Source organism: Microbulbifer sp. 2205BS26-8 (genome assembly GCF_030731025.1).
GTDB lineage: Bacteria > Pseudomonadota > Gammaproteobacteria > Pseudomonadales > Cellvibrionaceae > Microbulbifer > Microbulbifer spongiae.
Genome location: NZ_JAVAMR010000008.1, coordinates 32,226 through 52,337, shown reverse-complemented (window position 1 = coordinate 52,337; position 20,112 = coordinate 32,226). Strand labels below are relative to the sequence as shown.

The window sequence follows — 20,112 nt, the reverse complement described above, 5'->3', positions numbered from 1 at the left end:
GGTTTATGTATCATTACTTTGCTCTCAAACACTACCAAGCATTTAAATCAACCTTTTCAACCAACCAATAAAAAACCTAACCAATCTCAAAAACGAATTTTTCAAACCGGCTTATCAGTGATTTTTACCGGTTAATCTGTTACAAATAGCTTGATTATCAAAATAAGGGTCATTCCTATAAAATTCACATAGTTTCAAAAGTGGCAAACGCCAGTTTTTTCCTCCAATATCGAAAGGAGTATCCACACTTCCTGGCCACCATTTATTTTCCTTCAGGTCCACATAAAAGAAATAATTCTTTTCGTCAGGAAAGATCGCAACCAGTGAATCGTTGTGGATAGCAGCTCTTTGCTTAGCTTTTAAGGTTTCTGGGTAAGTGGATTTACTATAATACAGTCGGCCATCTTTGCCAACTCGATAGCCATCAATGGCATCATTCAACGCCGCAACGGCATCAACCCTACTTCCGCTGATAGCATTTATAGAATACGAACTTTCCAAATAAATTACTCTGTCCTTAATACTCTCAGAAAGGGGCAAACCATCAAAGCGGCCATCATCCCAATCAAGATTCAATTCATAAAATATATCCGGTGCAATATCCACTAATGAAGACAATCTTTCATTTACCCTTAAAATTGGCGACTTCGGAACCCCCTTATTAAATCGAATTTTAGCCAAAACAACCTGACTCTGAGATTTCAGCAAGACACTTGTACCATGCCCCCCGATGTTTGTAGTGAAAACTGCCGCTGGATTTCCTTGAATAAGTCCGTCTTCAGCCACATGAAAACTTTCCCCATGGTCAGAAATCAAGTAAACAAGTGCATTATCTAATGCCCCCGCCTTAGAGAGTTTTTCAATTAAATCCCCGACTTGTTTATCCACCAATCTAAGCATAGATAAATAACCAAACTCAGCTTTCTCGCGGATTCCTGGATAATCTCTCTCAAGATCAGGCATCAAATTGTTTAAGAATGGGTAATGTGGCAAACAAAAGTGGGCAGCAACAAATACAGCCCCGCCTCCCTCACCCACAGCGCTTACAATCTCATCATTAAAGTTATAGGGAACGTATGTTATAAAATTTCCCCGATTATTATAGATATATGGAAAAATATAATCCCCAAGAAAAGAGCCCCCAAGAAGATTCACCAACGGGTTATCAGATAGATAGGTAATAACAAAGTCAGCAGCCCCTACTTTTGGCCCGAGAGCTTTATCAAAGCTATAAGACTCATCAATATTGTTAAACCTTCGTTCATCTAAAGCCCAAATTGTCCTATAACCAGACTTAGTCAAATCAAACGTTATAAAACTTTCCTTTTGGATATATTCATTCTCCATGAGATTAAACCTAACCCCATTATTCAGCGGGTACTTACCAGTCAAAACTCCAGACCAAGCCACTTGAGTTCGTGCAACCGGGGTATAGGCCCGACTAAAAACCTCGCCCTGCTCTAACAGGGAGTCAATATTAGGGGTTAATTTATACTCGGCACCAAAGTAACCGAGTTTATCAGGACGCATTGCGTCCACACCAATTATGAATACATTTGGCTTTGAATCTTTCTCTATTTGTGCATTCCCAGAAACATCAAATTGGCCATACATTTCAACAGCGAAAAAGGCGACCAATACGACCGGAATGCCCAAAAAAACTCGAACCCCAAATACTATACGAATCCCAAAGAGGAATAGCACCAGGAGTGTAATTATAGAAAAAAACAGAATTATATTTAAAACGGGCAAGCTTGCTATCGGGAAGGTAAATATAGAAAGGGGATATAAGATACTATTAAGCGATAAGATAATGCCAGCGGAAAGCGCTAACATGATGAATAAAGCCACCCCCCACCCAAGAGCAGGAATGCAAAATTTTAATCCCCAACCAGAAAACAGAATTATAGATCCCCAAACCAGGCATAGGCCAAACTGCACAAAGACAAAACAAGCTATATCTTTACTGAATTGAAAAACTGTGAAATATTCCCAGACCCTATCCAGGGTTTCCGAGGAGGTTTCTACCCCAATATTTCCTCCATTAAAAAGCTGAAAGCACACAAAGGAAATCCAGCAGGAGAAAACCAAACTGAAAGACAATAAAACAGCCTTCTTTAAATCAGACATACGATACAGCGCTACAAAATAAAATGGGCGCACAATGGCGCCCACTTAACCCAATTGAAACCAGTTTAAATCAGGCTCCCATTAACCACGACAGCGCGCAGGTAAGTACTTGTCGTTAATAGTAGTACCACTACCACTACAAGCCCAGGCAATTGAACCTCCCTCGTCGGTGGGAACCAACTGTAGAGTATTCGCACTAGTACCAGCAACCTTAGAGTTAAAGGTAACGCTAATCACACCATTAGCGCCAACTGTTAACGAAGTGGCTGCATTCCCTTTTATTTTGGCTGCCGAATCTAACCCCGCAGCAGAGTTGGTAGCGGGCCAGGCTCCCTGTGAAGAATAATATTCCTGAACAGCGGCCTTAGCTCCGGAAGCGAGCGCAAGGCCCTCGGAAACATGAGAGCGCTTGGTGTAATCCTGATAAGCAGGTAATGCCACCGCTGCCAAAATACCAATAATTGCCACCACAATCATCAATTCAATTAAAGTAAAACCCTGTTGCTTTTTCATTGTAACCGTCTCCATACAAGCTTGTCATTAAGGTGAATCCCGTGAGGAAATCACAAAACAAGATACAAGGATTGTGCCAATTTCAGCAAGCGAAACTCTCGGGCCTTTAGCGTAAATGGGACCTGTATCACTTATCCTGTCTACGACCGTTTCCCGTCAAGCAAGAGCTGACCAGAATCATCCATCAGTGACAAAATTTGTCAATATTTAACGAATTGATTTTATATTTTACCTAACGGCCAATACAGTTTGGTTTGGCTGATAGGGGTTCTTTCGCTATATTTGGCCTTGACCTTTGGCCCCTCGCTCAGAAGTAATGGGGTAAAGTGGCGCTCCTCTTTATCAAGGGTTGAGTAACTTTTGCAGCGGTGTATTCCATGACAGCTCCCCCCCTCAGCGGCCTGGCCAAACGCCTGGTGGCCGACCAGGTTATCGACGCAACCACGGCCACTGCCGCCACCCAGGCGGCGCGGCGGGAAAACCAGACTTTTGCCCAGCATGCGGTGGAGGCGAAACTGGTGAAGGCCCGCGAGCTTGCCAGAATTGCCGCCCAGGCCTTTGGCGCGCCCCTGTTTGAGCTTGGCAGCTACAACTTTGGGCTGATCCCCAGGGAAGTCGTCGATGAAAAACTGATCGCCAAACACTTTGCGCTGCCCCTGTACCAGCGCGGCAACCGCCTGTTTGTGGCCGTGGCAGACCCCACCAACCTGGCGGGGCTGGATGAAATCAATTTCAATACCGGCCTCAGTACCGACGCGGTGCTGGTGGAGGCGGACAAGCTGGCGAAAGCCATCGAGAGTTACCTGTCCCATAACAGCGATATGGGTGCGGGCCTGGAGGGCATGGACGACGAAGCGCTGGACGCCCTGGAGGTAGGCAGCGACGAGCCGGCGCGGGATGACGAAGAACCCGGCGGTGACGAGGCCCCTGTTGTACGCTTTGTGAACAAGGTACTCCTGGATGCGATACGCAGCGGCGCCTCGGATATTCACTTCGAACCCTACGAAAAAACCTACCGGGTCCGCTTCCGCACCGATGGCGTACTGCACGAAGTGGCCAAACCCCCCATCCAGTTGGCACCCCGCCTTTCCGCACGCTTGAAGGTAATGTCAAAAATGGATATCTCCGAACGGCGCGTGCCCCAGGATGGGCGTATCAAGATGAAGCTGTCAAAATCCAAGGCCATCGATTTTCGTGTCAACAGCCTGCCCACCCTGTGGGGAGAAAAGATCGTGCTGCGGATTCTGGACCCCTCTTCCGCCCAACTGGGTATCGATGCGCTGGGCTATGAAGAGGAGCAAAAACAACTGTATATGGACGCCCTGGCCCAGCCCCAGGGCATGATCCTGGTGACCGGCCCCACCGGTTCCGGCAAAACCGTGTCCCTCTACACCGGGCTCAATATTCTCAACACCCCGGAACGCAATATCTCCACCGCGGAAGACCCGGTGGAAATCAACCTGGAAGGGGTCAACCAGGTGAATGTCTCCGCCAAGGTGGGACTGGACTTTGCCGAGGCCCTGCGCTCCTTCCTGCGCCAGGACCCGGATATCGTGATGGTGGGGGAGATCCGCGATCTGGAAACCGCCGAGATTGCCATCAAGGCCGCACAGACCGGGCACCTGGTGTTGTCCACCCTGCACACCAACTCGGCCCCGGAAACCCTCACGCGCCTGATGAATATGGGCGTGCCCACCTTTAATATCGCCACTTCGGTGAGTGTGATTATCGCCCAACGATTGGCGCGGCGGCTGTGCAATGAGTGCAAAAAACCCGTCACACTGCCACATGAGGTACTGGAGGCAGAGGGCTTTGCCGCAGTGACCCTCCCCAAAAACACCTGGACGCTGTTCCAGCCGGTGGGTTGCGAGCACTGTTCCAAAGGCTACAAGGGCCGCGTGGGGGTGTATGAAGTGGTTCGCATTACCGATGGCATCTCCAGAATTATAATGGAGGGCGGCAACTCGATTCAGATTGCCGACCAGGCCCGCGAGGAGGGCTTCAACAACCTGAGGACCTCGGCTTTGCGCAAAGTGGTTATGGGCATTACCAGCCTGGAGGAGGCCAATCGGGTGACCGGGGATTAACCCTAGCCTCAATTGCATCTTCTGCCGCAAAGAGGGGTGCTGGATAGGCCACAGTGTATCCACAGGATCACCTGGCCGCCGGCGCAAGACCCTGGCATCCCACAGTGCGCTTTGTGCCGGAATATTGATTGCCACAGTGAAATAACAAGCAGGAAAAGCATTTATGGCCAACGCCACAGCGGTCGCCTACCTCTATAAAGGCGTGGATAGCAAAGGGGCCAAGGTCCAGGGGGAGATCAGCGGCACCAGCCCGGCGCTGGTCAAGGCGCAATTGCGCAAGCAGGGCATTATTGCCAACCGCGTGCAGAAGAAACCCAAACCGCTGTTCGGCGGCGGCAAGAAAAAAGTCAAGCCCGCGGATATCGCCCTGTTTACCCGTCAGATGGCCACCATGGTGAAAGCAGGGGTGCCGCTGGTACAGAGCTTTGAGATCGTCGCCGATGGCCTGGACAACCAGGGCGTGAAGGCCTTGATTTTCAATATCCGCGACGATGTGGCTTCCGGCACCGCATTTGCCGAAGCCCTGCGCAAACACCCGCTTTATTTTGACAACCTTTTCTGCAACCTGGTGGCTTCCGGGGAGCAGTCCGGCGCGCTGGAAACCATGCTGGACCGGATTGCCACCTACAAGGAAAAAACCGAGTCCCTGAAGGCAAAGATCAGAAAGGCCATGACCTACCCACTCGCCGTGATTGTGGTTGCCATTATCGTAACCTCGATTCTGCTGATCAAAGTAGTACCGCAGTTTGCCGAAACCTTCTCCAATTTTGGAGCGGACTTGCCGGCATTTACACAATTGGTAGTGGGGATGTCCGAGTGGATGCAGGCCAACTGGTTTCTCGCCCTGATTTGTGTTGTGATCGGTATTGGCGGCACGCTGGAAGCCAAAAAGCGCAATAAACGCGTTGCCGAATTCTTCGACCGCCTGATCTTAAGGCTCCCCATTCTTGGCAATATTACCTACAATTCCATTTCAGCCCGTTTTGCCCGCACCTTATCAACCACCTTTGCCGCAGGCGTTCCCCTGATTGATGCCCTGAAATCCGTTGCCGGTGCCACAGGTAACAGCGTGTACGAAGAAGCGACACTGAAAATACGCGACGCCGTGGCAACCGGTATCCCTTTGAATGCGGCCTTAAGGACATCCAATCTGTACCCAACCATGCTGGTGCAGATGACTGCCATCGGCGAAGAGTCCGGAGCGCTGGATGAAATGCTGGGCAAGGCGGCCGATTACTACGAAGAGGCCGTGGATAATATGGTGGACAACCTGACCACCCTGTTGGAGCCGATGATTATGGCAGTACTGGGTATCCTGGTCGGTGGTCTGATGATCGCCATGTATCTCCCCATTTTCCAGCTCGGCCAGGTGGTGTAAGACAAACTTCCCATGCTCGATATCCTAACCGCACACCCGGCTCTGCTCCCAAGTGGCGCTTTTATTTTCGGTCTGCTGATCGGCAGTTTTCTCAATGTGGTGATTCTCCGCTTGCCTGAGATGATGGAACGGGACTACAAACGGGAGTGTTTCCGCTACTTTGATCTCCAGTTGGATGCTGCGGAGCAGAAAGCCCTCGCCACTCCATTCAATCTGATGCAGCCCCGCTCCCGCTGCCCCCACTGCCGAGCGAAAATCAAACCCTGGCAAAACGTCCCGGTGATCAGCTATCTGCTTTTGTGCGGCCGCTGCGGCGCCTGCGCTGCTGCCATTTCCGTCCGCTATCCCCTGGTGGAGCTGATCACCGGGGCCCTGACTGCGGTCGTGGTCTGGCAGCTGGGCTTTTCCTGGCAGGCCCTGGCGGGCTGTGGGTTGACCTGGGCCCTGGTGGCCCTGACCGGTATCGACTTCGACAAGCAGCTGCTGCCGGACAGTATTACCCTGCCGTTGCTGTGGGCCGGGCTGCTGATCAACCTCCAGGGCCTGTTTGTGCCCCTGGAAGATGCGGTGATCGGGGCCGCGGCGGGCTACAGTGCCCTGTGGCTGGTGTTTCACGGCTTCAGGCTGGCCACCGGCAAGGAGGGCATGGGCGCCGGGGACTTCAAGATCCTGGCCGCCATCGGAGCCTGGTTTGGCTGGCAGGTGCTGCCTATGGTGATTTTGCTCTCGGCAGCGGTGGGCGCTGTAGTCGGGATCACCTGGAGCCTGGTGGCGGGGCGCGACCGCAACCTGCCCATGGCCTTTGGCCCCTACCTGGCGGGCGCCGGCTGGATTGCCATGCTGTGGGGAGACCGGATCCTGCACTGGTACCTGAACTTTGCCGGCCTCGGCCACTGATGCCCCTGTGGTGCCCTTGGGCAGACCCACCAACTTGCCGTACACTGGGCTCCAGGTTTCGCCAGGGGAGACAATACCTTGCTTAGGGTTGGCCTGACCGGTGGTATCGGCAGCGGCAAGTCGGCCGCTGCCGGGTGCTTCCGCGCGTTGGGTATTCCTGTTGTGGATGCGGACTGGGCCGCGCGGGTGGTGGTGCAGCCGGGCCAACCGGCCCTGGAGGAGATCGCCCGGCACTTTGGTGGCGCCATACTGCTTGAAAACGGCGCCCTGGACCGGGCCGCACTGCGTACCCGGGTATTTGACGATCCCGCCGAGCGGGCCTGGCTGGAGCAGTTGCTGCACCCGTTGATCCGGGAGGAAATCAGCACCGCACTCAACCGAAGCCCGGGGCCCTACGCCATTCTGGAATCCCCCCTGCTGATAGAGTCGGGCCAGGACCAGCTGGTAGACCGGATCTGTGTGATCGACCTGCCCGAATCCCTGCAGATTGCCCGCGCCAGCGCCAGGGACAGTTGTTCCGGGGCGCATGTCCGCAAGGTCATGGCAGCGCAACTGAGCCGGGAACAGCGCCTGGCACAAGCCGACGATGTACTGGACAATTCGGCCGGGTTGACGGCATTGCAGGCCCAGGTGGAAACCCTGCACAACCGCTATCTGCAATTGGCCGCTACCACACCCTAACCACCGGGGCGCACATTCAGATGACCAGCCCACCAATTACCGGTATCCTAGTCTCCATGAACAAACTCAAAGCCGACCCCACCTGTAACTGCCCCACCTGCAAGACACCCATCGCGTGGAGTAACCGGTTTCCTTTCAGGCCGTTTTGCAGCGAGCGCTGCAAGTTGATCGACCTGGGCGAATGGGCCAGTGAAGGGCACAGGATAGCGGGCGAACCGGTCTGCGGCGAGGTGCCGGGGGCCGGACCAGGCCCGGACCAGCCCAGACACTAGCCAAGTACAAGCTGGTTCACAAGCGGCTGGATTACCGTCCCCGGGCGCTGTGTGCCGTGTCCGGTCGCGCCCTTTTGAGCGCAGTGATTATCCCCCGATTGGCATCGGGAAAGTGGTACTGGTCCAGTGCCCGCAATGCCACCCAGGCAATCTCCTGGCCCTCCCGGCCCTCAGCCTGGCCGGAAAACGCCGTAACCTGCCAGGTATCCAGCAACACGGTTTTTTCCCGGTAGGCATGACGGATGGCCACCAGCGGCTCCAGTGTGCGCACTGCGATGGCCACTTCCTCATGCAGTTCGCGGCAAAGGGCCTGCTGGACACTTTCCCCCGCTTCCACCTTGCCACCGGGAAACTCCCAGCACCCCCCCATATGCTGGTGCCGGGGGCGGCGGGCGATCAGGATTTTGCCGTCGCTGCGCACCACCACCCCGACGGCAACATGCACGGTTTCCTCCACGGCAACTCCTCAGGATCGGTATTCGGCATTGATGGTGACATACCCGTGGGAGAAGTCACAGGTCCAGATATGTTCACTGCAGTGGCCGCGGCCCAGTGCAATATGGATGGTAAAGGCCGCTTTGGCGAACACCGCCGCGCCCTGGGCCTCCCGGTAGCCCGGGGCGCGGCTGCCAGCCTCCACCACCGCTACCTCGTCCAGGGAGATATGCACCCGCCGGGTATCCAATCCGCCCCGTATGCCATTGCCAATGGCCATCACCAGCCGCCCCCAGTTGGGGTCCGAGGCGTAGAGGGCGGTTTTGACCAGCGGCGAGCGGCCCACGGCAAAAGCCACCGCCAGGGCCTCCTCGGGGCTTTTCGCCTCCGTCACCTGCACGGTGACAAACTTGCTGGCCCCCTCTCCGTCTTGCACGATCGCCTGGGCGAGGGCGATATGGACCTCTGTGATGGCCTGGCGCAGGGCGCGATAACCCGCATCCCCGGGTGTTATATCCGGCCCGCCCGCCGCACCCGTGGCAATCAGGACACAGGCATCATTGGTGGAGGTATCCCCGTCCACACAGATGCGATTGAAGGAAGCCCCCACCGCCTCTTTCGCCAGAGTATCCAGCAAGGACTGGGCAATGGCGGCATCGGTGGCGACATAGGCGAGCATGGTGGCCATATTCGGCTGGATCATGCCGGCGCCCTTGGCGATGCCGGTAACGGTAACCTGCTCACCGTTGATCTCCAGGGTACGGTTGGCAGTTTTGGCGCGGGTGTCGGTGGTGAGGATTGCCTGTGCGGCGCAATCCCAGCCCCGCTGGCACAACTGCGCGGCGGCTGGGGGAATAGCGTCCAACAGTTTCTGCAGCGGCAAGTGCTCGCCGATGACGCCGGTGCTAAAAGGCAGCACCTGTTCCGGGCGCACGGCCAGGGTCTCGGCCACGGCGGCACAGCAGGCCCGTGCATCCTCGAGCCCGTGCGCCCCGGTAGCGGCATTGGCGTTGCCGGCATTCACCAGCAGGGCGCGAATCCGCCCCCGGCGGAGGTGTTCCCGGGCCACCACCACCGGCGCTGCAGCAAAGGGATTTTGTGTAAACACAGCAGAAACAGCGGCGCCTTTGTCAATTTCGACCAGCAGCAGGTCATCGCGCTGCCAGTCCTGGAGACCGGCGGGAACGCTGGCAAGGCGAACCCCTTTCACGGGGGGCAGTGGTGATTGGGCCATGGCGGTCACACTCGTGGGCCGCCCCGGCGCAGGGCTTGCAGGGCCTGGCCGGGGCATAAAAAGCGACATTATCAAAGTGATCCGGGCGTCTGGCAAGTCTTTTTCGATGGTTTCTGCGGTATAAAGATTGTAATCCGCAGATTATGCTTCCCTGATTACCAAAAAACCCACGCCAAATGGCAGGGGGTTTTCACTGGCTTGCCAGATGCTCTCATCAACAGGACTAGGAGCTCTGGGTGGGGGAAGCCAGCCTACCGTGGCACTGCTTGAATTTTTTGCCGGAGCCACAGGGGCAGGGGTCGTTGCGGCCCACTTTGGGTCCGCGGCGGGCAGGAGTGGCTTGTTGCTGTGGCGCGCTCTCCCCCAGTGCCGAGGCCTGGGCGTGGCGCAACTCCAACTGTTGCCTGCGCTGCTCCTCCAGGCGGCGCTGCTCCATCTCCTCCATCTGTTCGCGGGTCATGGGCTCCACATGGGCGAGGATGCGCACCACTTCGTGCTTGAGATTTTCCAGCATACTCTGGAACAGGTGGAAAGACTCGCGTTTGAACTCCTGCTTGGGGTTCTTGTTGGCGTAGGCGCGCAGGCCGATGCCCGCTCGCAGGTGATCCATACTGGAGAGGTGCTCCTTCCAGAGCTGGTCCAGCACCTGCAGCATAATCTGCCGCTCTATGGTGGGCATCAGGTTGGCATCGCCGGAGGATTCGCCGATCCGCGCCACTTTACCCACATAGGCCTCCTGGGCCGCACTGACGATCTTCTCGCGCAGACTCTCTTCATGCAGGGTGCGGTCCGCATCCAGCCACTGCTGCACCGGCAGTTCAATGCTCAGTTCTCCGGCCAGCTGCTGCTCCAGCGCAGGGATATCCCACTGCTCCTCCACACTCTGGGGCGGCACCGAGGCGGAAATCATTCCGTTCACCACATCCGAGCGAATGGCAGTGATAGTATCGCTGATGCTGTCCGCTTCCAGCAGTTCATTGCGCTGGCCGTAGATCACCTGGCGTTGGTCATTGGCCACATCATCGTATTCCAGCAGCTGCTTGCGGATATCGAAATTGCGACCCTCAACGCGGCGCTGGGCCTTTTCAATGGCATTGGAGACCATGCGGTGCTCAATAGCCTCACCGCGCTCCATACCCAGCATCTGCATAAAGTGTTTGACCCGGTCTGAGGCAAAGATACGCATCAGGTTGTCTTCCAGGGAGAGGTAGAAACGGGTGACACCGGGATCGCCCTGGCGTCCGGCGCGACCGCGCAGCTGATTGTCGATGCGGCGGGACTCGTGGCGCTCGGTGCCGACAATATGCAGGCCCCCCGCTTCAATGACCTGGTCGTGGCGCTTCTGCCAGTCTTCCTTCACCGCGGCAATCTCGGCCTCGCTGAGTTCCCGGCCTTGCTCCTGGCCGAGCGCTGCCACCTCGGCCTCCCAGTTGCCGCCGAGCACGATATCGGTCCCGCGGCCGGCCATATTGGTGGCGATGGTGACGGTTCCGGGGCGGCCCGCCTGGGCGATAATATGCGCTTCGCGTTCGTGATATTTGGCGTTTAGCACCTGGTGCTTGATACCGGCTCTCTGCAACCGGCGCGACATCTCCTCGGAAGTTTCGATGGAGGCGGTACCCACCAGGATCGGCGCCTGCTTCTCGCGGCAGTGCTTGATATCCTCGATGATGGCTTCCATCTTCTCCTCTTTGCTCAAGTACACCAGGTCATTGCGGTCTTCGCGCAAAACCGCCACGTTGGTGGGAATCACCACCACATCCAGCGCGTAAATCTGCTGGAACTCGAATGCCTCGGTATCCGCGGTACCGGTCATGCCGGCCAGTTTGGGGTAAAAGCGAAACAGGTTCTGAAACGTGGTGGAGGCGAGCGTCTGACTCTCGCTCTGGATCTGTACCCTTTCTTTCGCCTCCAGGGCCTGGTGCAGGCCTTCGGAAAGGCGGCGCCCCGGCATGGTGCGGCCGGTGTGCTCGTCAATCAGCACAACCTGGCCATTCTGTACGATGTAGTCCACATCCCGACTGAACAGCACATGGGCGCGCAGTGCGGCGTGGACATGGTGCAGCAGCCCCAGGTTGCCGGGGGCATAGAGGGATTCATCCTCCTTCATCAGGCCGGAACGGGACAGCAATTCTTCAATCAGCAGGTGCCCCTGTTCGGTCAACTCCACCTGGCGGGTCTTCTCGTCCACGGTGTAGTGGCCCTCGCCTCCCTCCTCGGCGCGGGACAACTGTGGCACCAGCTTGTTCATGGCGGTATACAGGTGGGAGGAATCCTCGGCGGCACCGGAAATAATCAGCGGTGTGCGCGCCTCGTCGATCAGGATGGAGTCTACCTCGTCCACGATGGCAAAATTCTGTGGGCGCTGGGTGCGGTCCTCCTTGCGCAGCACCATATTGTCACGCAGGTAATCGAAGCCGAACTCGTTGTTGGTGCCGTAGGTGACATCCGCCTGGTAGGCGGCTTTTTTTTCGTCGGGGTGCTGCTGGGAAACAATCACCCCCACACTCAGGCCGAGAAACTCATATACGGGGCGCATCCAGTTGGCATCCCGCGAGGCCAGGTAGTCATTCACCGTGACAATATGCACCCCCTTGCCCTCCAGGGCATTCAGGTAGGCGGGCAGGGTTGCCACCAGGGTCTTGCCCTCACCGGTGCGCATCTCTGCAATGCGCCCCTCGTGCAGGGTCATGCCACCGATCAGCTGCACATCAAAATGGCGCAGGCCCAATGTGCGGCGGCTGGCTTCACGCACCGCAGCGAAGGCCTCCGGCAAGAGCTGGTCGAGCGTTTCCCCGTCCGCAAGGCGCTGTTGGAATTGTGCCGTTTTGGCGCGCAGCGCCGTGTCATCCAGCTTCTGGAACGCCCCCTCCAGCGCGTTGATTTTGTCCACGACCCGCCGCATGCGCTTCAGCTCGCGGTCATTTTTAGAACCAAAGACCGATTTAATCAGTTTGCCAATCATTGTCTTGAAACCACTTATCTTATGTGCACTGTCAGTGCGAATGCTGGGCAGTGTGCTGCACCGACGCTCCTTTATGCGAGGGGTGCAAGTAAACAGGAAGGCGCTGATGCTGGCAACTCTGATACCAGTTGCCAGCACTTGCGCGTATGGGAAGCGTAGTTGCTATCTGCCGGTGCGACGGATATAGCTGGCCGGGTCGACGGCGCGATTGTTCTTGAAGATTTCGAAGTGTACATGGGGGCCGGTGGAGCGCCCGCTGGAACCCATCTGGGCAATGACCTGCCCTTTTCTCACCACGTCCCCAAGGCCGACCTTGAGGGCGCTGTTGTGGCCGTAGCGGGTTGAATAGCCGTTGCCGTGATTGATTTCCACCAGCTGGCCATAGCCGTGCCGTTCATCGGCCCAGGTCACCACACCAGCGGCGACGGAGACCACATCGGAGCCCATTTTGCCGGCAAAATCTACTCCCTTGTGCCAGGTGCGGCGCCCGGTGAAGGGGTCTGTGCGATAACCGTAGCGGGACGACATCCACCCCCTGGTAATCGGGCGCCCGGCAATAAACTGCTCGTCCTCGAGCTTGAGGTTCGCCATCAGGGACTCGAGCATCTCGAGCTGCATCTGCCGGTCATCGATCTGCTGCGACAGGTCATCGATCACATCGAGGAATCCGGGGGACTGGTAGGGCAGTTCGGAGGCACCAGCTATCTGGGAGTCTTCCGGACCGCCAAGCGCCGGCGGGGTGCCGAACTGAAATTCCCCCTCATCCAGGTTGGCGGCGGCGGTGAGGCGCTCACCCAGCGCATCGAGACGCGTGAGGCGCGCCTGCAACTCCGCCAATTTTACCGTCAGCGCCACCAGCTGCTCCCGCGCCGCCCGGTCGGCCGCCCCGATTTCCTCCTGCTGCTTGCGCAGGGCCCGCTCCCACGCCTTGGCAGTGCGCGCATCGAACAGGTCGGTCTCCACCACCGACAGATTGGTGCCGAGTAAAAAGGCACCCACCGGGAGACCGAGCAGGCACAGCCCCAGCAGCGCTTTACTCAAACCTCCAAAATTGAAGCTTCGGGTTGCGCCGCGTTCGTTGACAAGAATGATTTTCATAGCAAGCGGGGGAAAGTCAACATTCTATAGTTTTGATTATTCCTGCCAGGAGCCCCGGCACTGCAGCGCACAGCGCGCCAATCACCAGCTGTGCAGCTGCCGCCAAAAGAGAAGCGGCTCTATCATGCCCGCTTCCCGTCAGGGGATCAAACTGCCAGTATTGGCTTTATGTAGGAGATGGGCGCTTCCTGCTCGCTCTCGAAAGTTACCATTTCCCAGGCATCTTTCTGCGCCATCAGGTGGCGCAAGGACTTGTTGTTGAGCGCATGGCCGGATTTAAAGGCCTTAAACTCACCGATCAGGCTGGTGCCAAGCAGGTACAAATCACCAATGGCGTCCAGAATCTTGTGTTTCACAAATTCGTCTTCATACCGCAATCCACCTTCATTCAGAATGCGGTACTGGTCGATCACAATGGCGTTGTCGACGGAACCGCCCTGCACCAAACCCTTGGAACGCAAGTACTCGATTTCATGCATAAAACCGAAGGTGCGCGCACGACTCACCTCCTTGACGAAGGAGGTACTGGAAAAGTCCACCGAGGAGGTCAGGTTGCGCCCCTGGAATACCGGGTGATCAAAATCGATGGTGAAGGTCACCTTGAAGCCGTCGAACGGGGCAAAGCTGGCAGTTTTATCGCCTTCTTCTACCGTAACCGGCTTTTTGATGCGCAGGAATGTTTTCGGTGCAGACTGCTCCTGGATGCCGGCGGACTGGATCAAAAACACAAACGGACCGGCGCTGCCGTCCATAATGGGGACTTCCTGGGCGGACAGCTCGACAATGGCATTGTCGATCCCCAGCCCCGCCATTGCCGAGAGCAGGTGCTCTACAGTCGCAATGCGTACACCGTCTTTCACCAGAGTTGTGGACAGCAGGGTGTCGCCCACATTTTCCGCCAGGGCTTCAATCTCCACCACCGGGTCCAGGTCGGTTCTGCGAAACACGATGCCGCTGTCTACGGGGGCGGGTTTGAGGGTGAGAACCACTTTTTTGCCAGAGTGAAGACCTACACCAGTGGCGCGAATAGCATTCTTAAGCGTGCGCTGTTTGATCATGAAACTGTGTTTCCCCCATCAGTGGGCCAAGCGGCAAGCAGCCGATGCTAGCATAATTGCGACGCCAATACCAATTCAGGGCAGGCGGTCATCTCAACACGCCGCTACCACTCTTTGAGGATAGATCAAGCAAGGATTGGAGCGCCACATCATTTGGCAATAAGACAACATTCTATGTGCTTGAGTGCCGCAGGCGCTGTAAAAAATTGTTAATTATTCATCGACAGCGTGGATTGCCAGGGAAATATGGCACGGGGCGGCTAAGTCGTCCGGTTATAAAAGCCCAGCCGGGCTGAAGGGGGAGGCCGATTCAGTTTTCGACCTTGATCCAGGATCTGTCTCAAGATACACAATGCCCTCCCGGACCCGTTCTGAGTCCGGGAAAGCCTCACCACAGAGGCGGCACCCGGCCCGGGGGCCGGATGGACATGAGCAGTGAAGCCCCTGCGGTGCCGACACTCAATCGGCCTGGCGGCGCAGGAAGGCCGGAATATCCAGGTATTCCATATCGGTATCCGCCGGGCTCGGCGCCGGTGCCGGGCGTCTGGGGCGCTCGGCGTCCAGGCGCGGGCGGGGATCTGCGCTCTCCCGCGAGGATAGACCGGCGGCGCTGTGGGGTTCGCGCATCTCGCGAGCCGGCTCGCGGGCCTCCCCGCGGCGACCGTTGTCCACCACTTTGGCCGGGCGCGAGGACGGAGTACTCTCCCCCAGACCCGCTGCAACAACCGTTACCCGCATCTCATCGCCGAGTTTGTCGTCTACCGCAGTACCAATCACCACGGTGGCTTCGTCAGAGGCGATCTCCTGCACAATCTCTCCAACTTCCGAATACTCCCCCAGGGTCAGCTCCTGGCAGCCGGACTCTTCGCTGCCGGTGATGATGTTGACCAGAATACCGCGGGCACCGGACAGGTTTACATTGTCCAGCAGCGGGCTGCGCACGGCTTTTTCCGCGGCTTCGCGCGCGCGGCTTTCGCCGATAGCGGAACCGGAACCCATCATGGCCATGCCCATTTCGGACATCACGGTGCGCACATCGGCAAAGTCCACATTCATAATGCCCGGGCGGATCATCAGGTCGGCAATGCCCTGCACAGCACCGAGCAATACGTTGTCGGCTTCCTTGTAGGCGGACTTCATGGTGATCTTGCTGCCCAGCACCTCCAGCAGGCGGTCGTTGGGAATAGTGATTAGCGAGTCGACCTTGTCGCGCAGCTCGAGGATACCCTCCTCGGCCACCACGGTGCGCTTGCGCCCCTCGATCTTGAACGGGCGGGTGACAACCGCTACGGCGAGAATGCCGAGTTCTTTAGCGACCTCGGCAACCACCGGAGCACCGCCGGTTCCGGTGCCGCCCCCCATGCCCGCGGTGATAAATACCATATCCGCACCGCTTAATACCTCGGCAATCCGGTCGCGATCCTCCAGAGCCGACTGGCGACCAATATCGGGATTGGCACCGGCACCCAAACCGCGGGTGATGGAACTGCCCAATTGCAAAATGGTTTGCGCCTGGATATCTTTCAGGGCCTGGGCGTCGGTGTTTGCGCAGATAAAGTCCACACCCTCCACACTGCTGGCAATCATCTGCTTCACGGCATTGCCGCCGCCGCCGCCGACACCAATTACCTTGATGACAGGTTTGTCCTGTACACTATCAACTAGTTCGAACATTGCTGTTCCCCTTTCTTGCTCATGTCGAATTCTACTGCCGCACCGAAAAAAATCTCTCCCGGGGCGGCTAATTCTGGTTGCACGCTATTACATATTGCCGCGAAACCAGTGCTTCACTTTGTCCCACCATTGGTTTTCGTTGCGCGCGGGCGGCATTTTGCCTTCTGCGGCCTCTTCCTGCTGCATCGCGTACATCAATAATCCAACCCCGGTGGAGTAGATTGGATTGTTCACAATATCGGTGAGCCCGGAAATTCCCTGGGGGACGGCAAGCCGCACCGGCATATGGAAAATCTCCTCGGCCAGTTCAACAGCACCCTCCATCTTCGGGGAGCCACCGGTTAACACCACACCCGCCGCGCACAGGTCCTCAAAACCACTGCGGCGCAGTTCGGCCTGCACCAGAGTGAACAATTCGTCGTAACGGGGCTCTATCACTTCCGCCAGCGCTTGCCGGGACAAGTCCCTGGGCGCCCTGTCGCCTACACTCGGCACCTTGATGGTCTCGCCCTCCCGGGCAAGTTTGGCCAACGCGCAGGCATATTTGATTTTCAGCTCCTCTGCATGCGGTGTCGGTGTGCGCAGTGCCATGGCGATATCGTTGGTCACCTGGTCCCCGGCGATAGGTATCACCCCGGTGTGACGAATCGCACCGCCGGTAAATACGGCGATATCGGTAGTGCCCCCGCCGATATCCACCATGCACACCCCCAGCTCTTTCTCATCCTCGGTCAGCACTGCATAACTGGAAGCCAGTTGCTCCAGAATGACATCCTCAACCTCCAGTCCACAGCGGCGAATACACTTTTCAATATTCTGCGCGGCATTGACCGCACCGCTGACCAGGTGCACTTTCGCCTCCAGGCGCACCCCGGACATGCCCAGAGGTTCTTTCACTCCCTCCTGGTTATCGATCAGATACTCCTGGGGAAGCGTGTGCAGAATCTTCTGGTCCGCCGGAATAGCGACTGCCCGCGCCGCATCTATCACCCGGTCGAGATCCTGTTGGGTCACCTCCCGGTCCTTGATGGCGACAATACCGTGGGAGTTCAGGCTGCGAATATGGCTGCCCGCGATGCCGGCATATACGGAGTGAATTTCACAACCCGCCATCAGTTCCGCCTCCTCCACCGCGCGCTGGATGGATTGCACGGTGGATTCGATATTCACCACCACACCCTTTTTCATTCCAGTAGAGCGATGGGAACCGATACCGACAATATTGAGTTCGCCATCAGCGGAAACCTCGCCCACAATGGCGACCACCTTGGAAGTGCCGATATCCAGTCCCACCATCATGCGCTGATCGGATACTTGTGTCATATTGCTACCAACCTCGCAGGGCAGTGTGCCCGGCCTCGCCAATAAAAACCCGCAGGAATACCACCTTCACTGTTAAACCACATTTTCAACTGCAGCCCTCGCCGCCTCCCTGTTTACTTCTGTCCAGTCTTCCACTGAACCGCTACTGCATTGCCATAGCGGGTATCCACCCCGGCCACCTTGTGTAAATGCGGCGCGAGCAATCCGCGGCTCAGGAAGAGAAAGCGGTTGACCCGTTCCAGCAGCGCGTCATGCCCCAGTTTTAATTCAATTCCCGATACCAATTCCAGACGCCAGCCGCCCAGATCGTCAAATGACAACCGTTTGACTTCCATATCCCGGGAAGTCAGGATTCCGGCCAGGGCCTGGTACTGTGTCATAATCTGTCCCACCAGCAACTCATCCCCGGCAAGTTCTGGCAGCGCTTTCACGCGCATGTGTGCCGGTCTTAGCAATAATGCCCCGCTCGCAACTAGCAACCGGTCACCTCCCCATACCGCGAGGGGCTGCGCTTCCGCAATCTCCACCAGAACCCCTCTCGGCCAGCGCCGACGGACTGACGCCGAGGTGACCCAGGGATTGGCCAACAGCGCCGATTGCATCGCACGGATATCCACGGAAAAAAAACCGGCCTGCAAATAAGGCAGCAGTATTTCCTTTAACTGCACCTCATGCACTGCGTTAAAAACTCCGCGGACCTCTACCTGCTCCAGTGCATCCATTTTCCCCAGTGGCACTACCTGAAGTCTCTGCCTCAACCAGTGGCCGCCATAAAGCAGCCCGCAGGCCAGACTCACAGCGAGTATCAAAGTCACGCCAAAGCGCCAGACAATACCGCGTGCGGTAGTTTTCTGAGCGACTATGGGTCGGGCTCCGCGTACAGGTTTGCCCATTTTTTTCGCGGGCTGCTTTCCTGTGCGCTTCACCACTTAGACCCCGGCAGTTTTCTCGCCCAGGCGCCACTGTGCCAACTTCTGAGACAAAGCGCCCACATTGCCCGCGCCCTGGGTCAGAACCACATCGCCCGGTTCGAGAAGGTCCGCCAATACTGGCGGCACCTGGTCGATTGTCTCGGCAAAAATCGGATCGACCTGACCGCGGTTGCGCAGGCTGCGCGCCAATGTGCGCCCATCGGCACCGGCTATTGGCGCTTCGCCCGCGCTGTATACATCCAGCAAAACTAATTTGTCCACGCAGGACAGGACCTGAACGAAATCTTCAAACAAGTCCCGGGTGCGGGTATAGCGGTGCGGTTGGTAAATCATCACGAGGCGCCTGTCCGGCCAGCCATCGCGCACCGTCTTGATGGTTGCGGCCACCTCCCGTGGATGGTGGCCATAGTCATCCACCAGCATGACTTTTGTCGCGCTGCTGTCGTCACTTATGGAAAAATGTCCAAAAATCTGAAAGCGCCGGCCCACGCCCTGAAAACCTTCCAGGCCCCTGCGAATGGCCTCGTCACTGATCCCTTCGTCCGCAGCCACAGCAATCGCGGCTGTGGCATTGAGCACGTTGTGAATGCCCGGCGTGTTCACCGATACCCGCAGCAGATCCCCTCCGGGGCGCTGCACGGTAAAGTGACTGCACAACGGCTCCTGATTGACCTCGACGATGCGGAAGTCATTCCCCTCAGCAAATCCATAGGTCAGTACCGGGCGGGAAAATTTCGGGATCACCTCCTGGATATTGGCGTCATCACCGCAGACCACCGCCAATCCGTAAAATGGCAGGTTATGTACGAAGTCAATAAAGATCTGCTTGACCCGCTCGAAATCCCCCCCATAGGTCTCCATATGATCGACATCGATGTTGGTAATTACCGTCACCATCGGCTGCAGGTGAATAAATGACGCATCGCTCTCATCGGCCTCAGCGATCAGGTAGCGACTCTCTCCGAGTGCCGCATTGGCACCGGCCGCATTGACCAGGCCCCCGATCACAAAGGTAGGGTCCTTTTTATCCGCAGCAAAAATAGCTGCAATCAGGCTGGTGGTAGTGGTTTTGCCGTGCGTGCCCGCCACGGCAATACCGTAGCGGTAGCGCATCAATTCCGCGAGCATTTCCGCACGGCGCACTACCGGGATACGCTTTTCTCGGGCCGCAGCCAATTCCGGGTTATCGGCTTGGATCGCCGATGAATTCACCACAACATCCACATCCCGGATATTGTCCTCGCTGTGCCCGATCGCCACCCTGACACCCAGCTTGCGCAATCGCTCGGTCAGCGGGGACTCGCGCAGGTCGGAGCCGGAAACCTCGTATCCCTGATTTTGCAATACCTCCGCGATGCCGCTCATGCCGGCACCGCCCACACCGATAAAGTGAATACGGCGGATACGGCGCATCGCCGGTACAGCATAACCTTGA

At 57.0% G+C, this 20,112-nt stretch carries 16 protein-coding genes; 5 read left to right on the top strand and 11 right to left on the bottom strand.

Annotation, left to right across the window (positions count from 1 at the left end):
• Positions 1 to 114: 114 nt before the first annotated feature.
• Together Q5Y71_RS04530 and Q5Y71_RS04525 are read right to left on the bottom strand one after the other, a co-directional pair.
• A complete protein-coding gene (locus tag Q5Y71_RS04530) occupies positions 115 to 2,130 on the bottom strand; it encodes a sulfatase-like hydrolase/transferase (protein WP_306040440.1) in 2,016 nt (671 codons plus the stop codon).
• An 81-nt stretch (positions 2,131 to 2,211) separates the two neighbouring features.
• Positions 2,212 to 2,643, bottom strand: coding sequence for a pilin (locus Q5Y71_RS04525; RefSeq protein WP_306040438.1), 432 nt, complete (start codon positions 2,641 to 2,643; stop codon positions 2,212 to 2,214).
• Between the two features lie 377 nt (positions 2,644 to 3,020).
• Here Q5Y71_RS04525 and pilB point away from each other — a divergent pair, with 377 nt between their 5' ends.
• From pilB to Q5Y71_RS04500, 5 genes are all read left to right on the top strand, one after another.
• Positions 3,021 to 4,730, top strand: a complete 1,710-nt coding sequence (pilB, locus tag Q5Y71_RS04520; protein ID WP_306040437.1) for a type IV-A pilus assembly ATPase PilB — start codon at positions 3,021 to 3,023, stop codon at positions 4,728 to 4,730.
• Positions 4,731 to 4,893: 163 nt separating this feature from the next.
• The gene (locus tag Q5Y71_RS04515) at positions 4,894 to 6,108 is read left to right on the top strand and encodes a type II secretion system F family protein (protein WP_306040435.1); all 1,215 of its coding nucleotides are present in this window, start codon (positions 4,894 to 4,896) and stop codon (positions 6,106 to 6,108) included.
• Positions 6,109 to 6,120: 12 nt separating this feature from the next.
• Positions 6,121 to 7,005, top strand: a complete 885-nt coding sequence (locus tag Q5Y71_RS04510) for an A24 family peptidase (protein WP_306040433.1) — start codon at positions 6,121 to 6,123, stop codon at positions 7,003 to 7,005.
• Between the two features lie 78 nt (positions 7,006 to 7,083).
• Positions 7,084 to 7,686, top strand: a complete 603-nt coding sequence (coaE, locus tag Q5Y71_RS04505; RefSeq protein WP_306040431.1) for a dephospho-CoA kinase — start codon at positions 7,084 to 7,086, stop codon at positions 7,684 to 7,686.
• A 56-nt stretch (positions 7,687 to 7,742) separates the two neighbouring features.
• Positions 7,743 to 7,958: a DNA gyrase inhibitor YacG gene (locus Q5Y71_RS04500; RefSeq protein WP_306040517.1), complete on the top strand. Its 216-nt coding sequence runs from the start codon at positions 7,743 to 7,745 to the stop codon at positions 7,956 to 7,958.
• A gap of 31 nt (positions 7,959 to 7,989) precedes the next feature.
• Here Q5Y71_RS04500 and mutT read toward each other — a convergent pair whose 3' ends face one another.
• The 9 genes from mutT to murC all read right to left on the bottom strand — a co-directional run bounded on the left by mutT (position 7,990) and on the right by murC (position 20,090).
• On the bottom strand, positions 7,990 to 8,415 hold the full coding sequence (mutT, locus tag Q5Y71_RS04495) for an 8-oxo-dGTP diphosphatase MutT (protein ID WP_306040429.1): 426 nt from the start codon (positions 8,413 to 8,415) through the stop codon (positions 7,990 to 7,992).
• Between the two features lie 9 nt (positions 8,416 to 8,424).
• Positions 8,425 to 9,627, bottom strand: coding sequence for a bifunctional glutamate N-acetyltransferase/amino-acid acetyltransferase ArgJ (gene argJ / locus Q5Y71_RS04490; RefSeq protein WP_306040427.1), 1,203 nt, complete (start codon positions 9,625 to 9,627; stop codon positions 8,425 to 8,427).
• Between the two features lie 223 nt (positions 9,628 to 9,850).
• Positions 9,851 to 12,592: a preprotein translocase subunit SecA gene (gene secA, locus Q5Y71_RS04485; protein ID WP_306040425.1), complete on the bottom strand. Its 2,742-nt coding sequence runs from the start codon at positions 12,590 to 12,592 to the stop codon at positions 9,851 to 9,853.
• 162 nt (positions 12,593 to 12,754) lie between these two features.
• The gene (locus Q5Y71_RS04480) at positions 12,755 to 13,690 is read right to left on the bottom strand and encodes a M23 family metallopeptidase (RefSeq protein WP_306040423.1); all 936 of its coding nucleotides are present in this window, start codon (positions 13,688 to 13,690) and stop codon (positions 12,755 to 12,757) included.
• 146 nt (positions 13,691 to 13,836) lie between these two features.
• Complete coding sequence (lpxC, locus tag Q5Y71_RS04475; RefSeq protein WP_306040421.1) at positions 13,837 to 14,748, bottom strand: UDP-3-O-acyl-N-acetylglucosamine deacetylase; 912 nt, start codon at positions 14,746 to 14,748, stop codon at positions 13,837 to 13,839.
• A gap of 459 nt (positions 14,749 to 15,207) precedes the next feature.
• Complete coding sequence (gene ftsZ, locus Q5Y71_RS04470; RefSeq protein WP_306040419.1) at positions 15,208 to 16,422, bottom strand: cell division protein FtsZ; 1,215 nt, start codon at positions 16,420 to 16,422, stop codon at positions 15,208 to 15,210.
• A gap of 87 nt (positions 16,423 to 16,509) precedes the next feature.
• The gene (ftsA, locus tag Q5Y71_RS04465) at positions 16,510 to 17,745 is read right to left on the bottom strand and encodes a cell division protein FtsA (protein WP_306040417.1); all 1,236 of its coding nucleotides are present in this window, start codon (positions 17,743 to 17,745) and stop codon (positions 16,510 to 16,512) included.
• Positions 17,746 to 17,858: 113 nt separating this feature from the next.
• On the bottom strand, positions 17,859 to 18,674 hold the full coding sequence (locus tag Q5Y71_RS04460; RefSeq protein ID WP_306040415.1) for a cell division protein FtsQ/DivIB: 816 nt from the start codon (positions 18,672 to 18,674) through the stop codon (positions 17,859 to 17,861).
• Positions 18,675 to 20,090 (bottom strand): UDP-N-acetylmuramate--L-alanine ligase, encoded by a 1,416-nt coding sequence (gene murC, locus Q5Y71_RS04455; protein WP_306040515.1) that lies wholly within the window; start codon positions 20,088 to 20,090, stop codon positions 18,675 to 18,677.
• Positions 20,091 to 20,112 lie beyond the last annotated feature (22 nt).

Coding starts and splice junctions, on each gene's coding strand:
- Q5Y71_RS04530 (WP_306040440.1), bottom strand. CDS start 2,130: ATGTCTGATTTAAAGAAGGCTGTTTTATTGTCTTTCAGTTTGGTTTTC.
- Q5Y71_RS04525 (WP_306040438.1), bottom strand. CDS start 2,643: ATGAAAAAGCAACAGGGTTTTACTTTAATTGAATTGATGATTGTGGTG.
- pilB (WP_306040437.1), top strand. CDS start 3,021: ATGACAGCTCCCCCCCTCAGCGGCCTGGCCAAACGCCTGGTGGCCGAC.
- Q5Y71_RS04515 (WP_306040435.1), top strand. CDS start 4,894: ATGGCCAACGCCACAGCGGTCGCCTACCTCTATAAAGGCGTGGATAGC.
- Q5Y71_RS04510 (WP_306040433.1), top strand. CDS start 6,121: ATGCTCGATATCCTAACCGCACACCCGGCTCTGCTCCCAAGTGGCGCT.
- Q5Y71_RS04500 (WP_306040517.1), top strand. CDS start 7,743: ATGAACAAACTCAAAGCCGACCCCACCTGTAACTGCCCCACCTGCAAG.
- argJ (WP_306040427.1), bottom strand. CDS start 9,627: ATGGCCCAATCACCACTGCCCCCCGTGAAAGGGGTTCGCCTTGCCAGC.
- secA (WP_306040425.1), bottom strand. CDS start 12,592: ATGATTGGCAAACTGATTAAATCGGTCTTTGGTTCTAAAAATGACCGC.
- Q5Y71_RS04480 (WP_306040423.1), bottom strand. CDS start 13,690: ATGAAAATCATTCTTGTCAACGAACGCGGCGCAACCCGAAGCTTCAAT.
- lpxC (WP_306040421.1), bottom strand. CDS start 14,748: ATGATCAAACAGCGCACGCTTAAGAATGCTATTCGCGCCACTGGTGTA.
- ftsZ (WP_306040419.1), bottom strand. CDS start 16,422: ATGTTCGAACTAGTTGATAGTGTACAGGACAAACCTGTCATCAAGGTA.
- ftsA (WP_306040417.1), bottom strand. CDS start 17,745: ATGACACAAGTATCCGATCAGCGCATGATGGTGGGACTGGATATCGGC.
- murC (WP_306040515.1), bottom strand. CDS start 20,090: ATGCGCCGTATCCGCCGTATTCACTTTATCGGTGTGGGCGGTGCCGGC.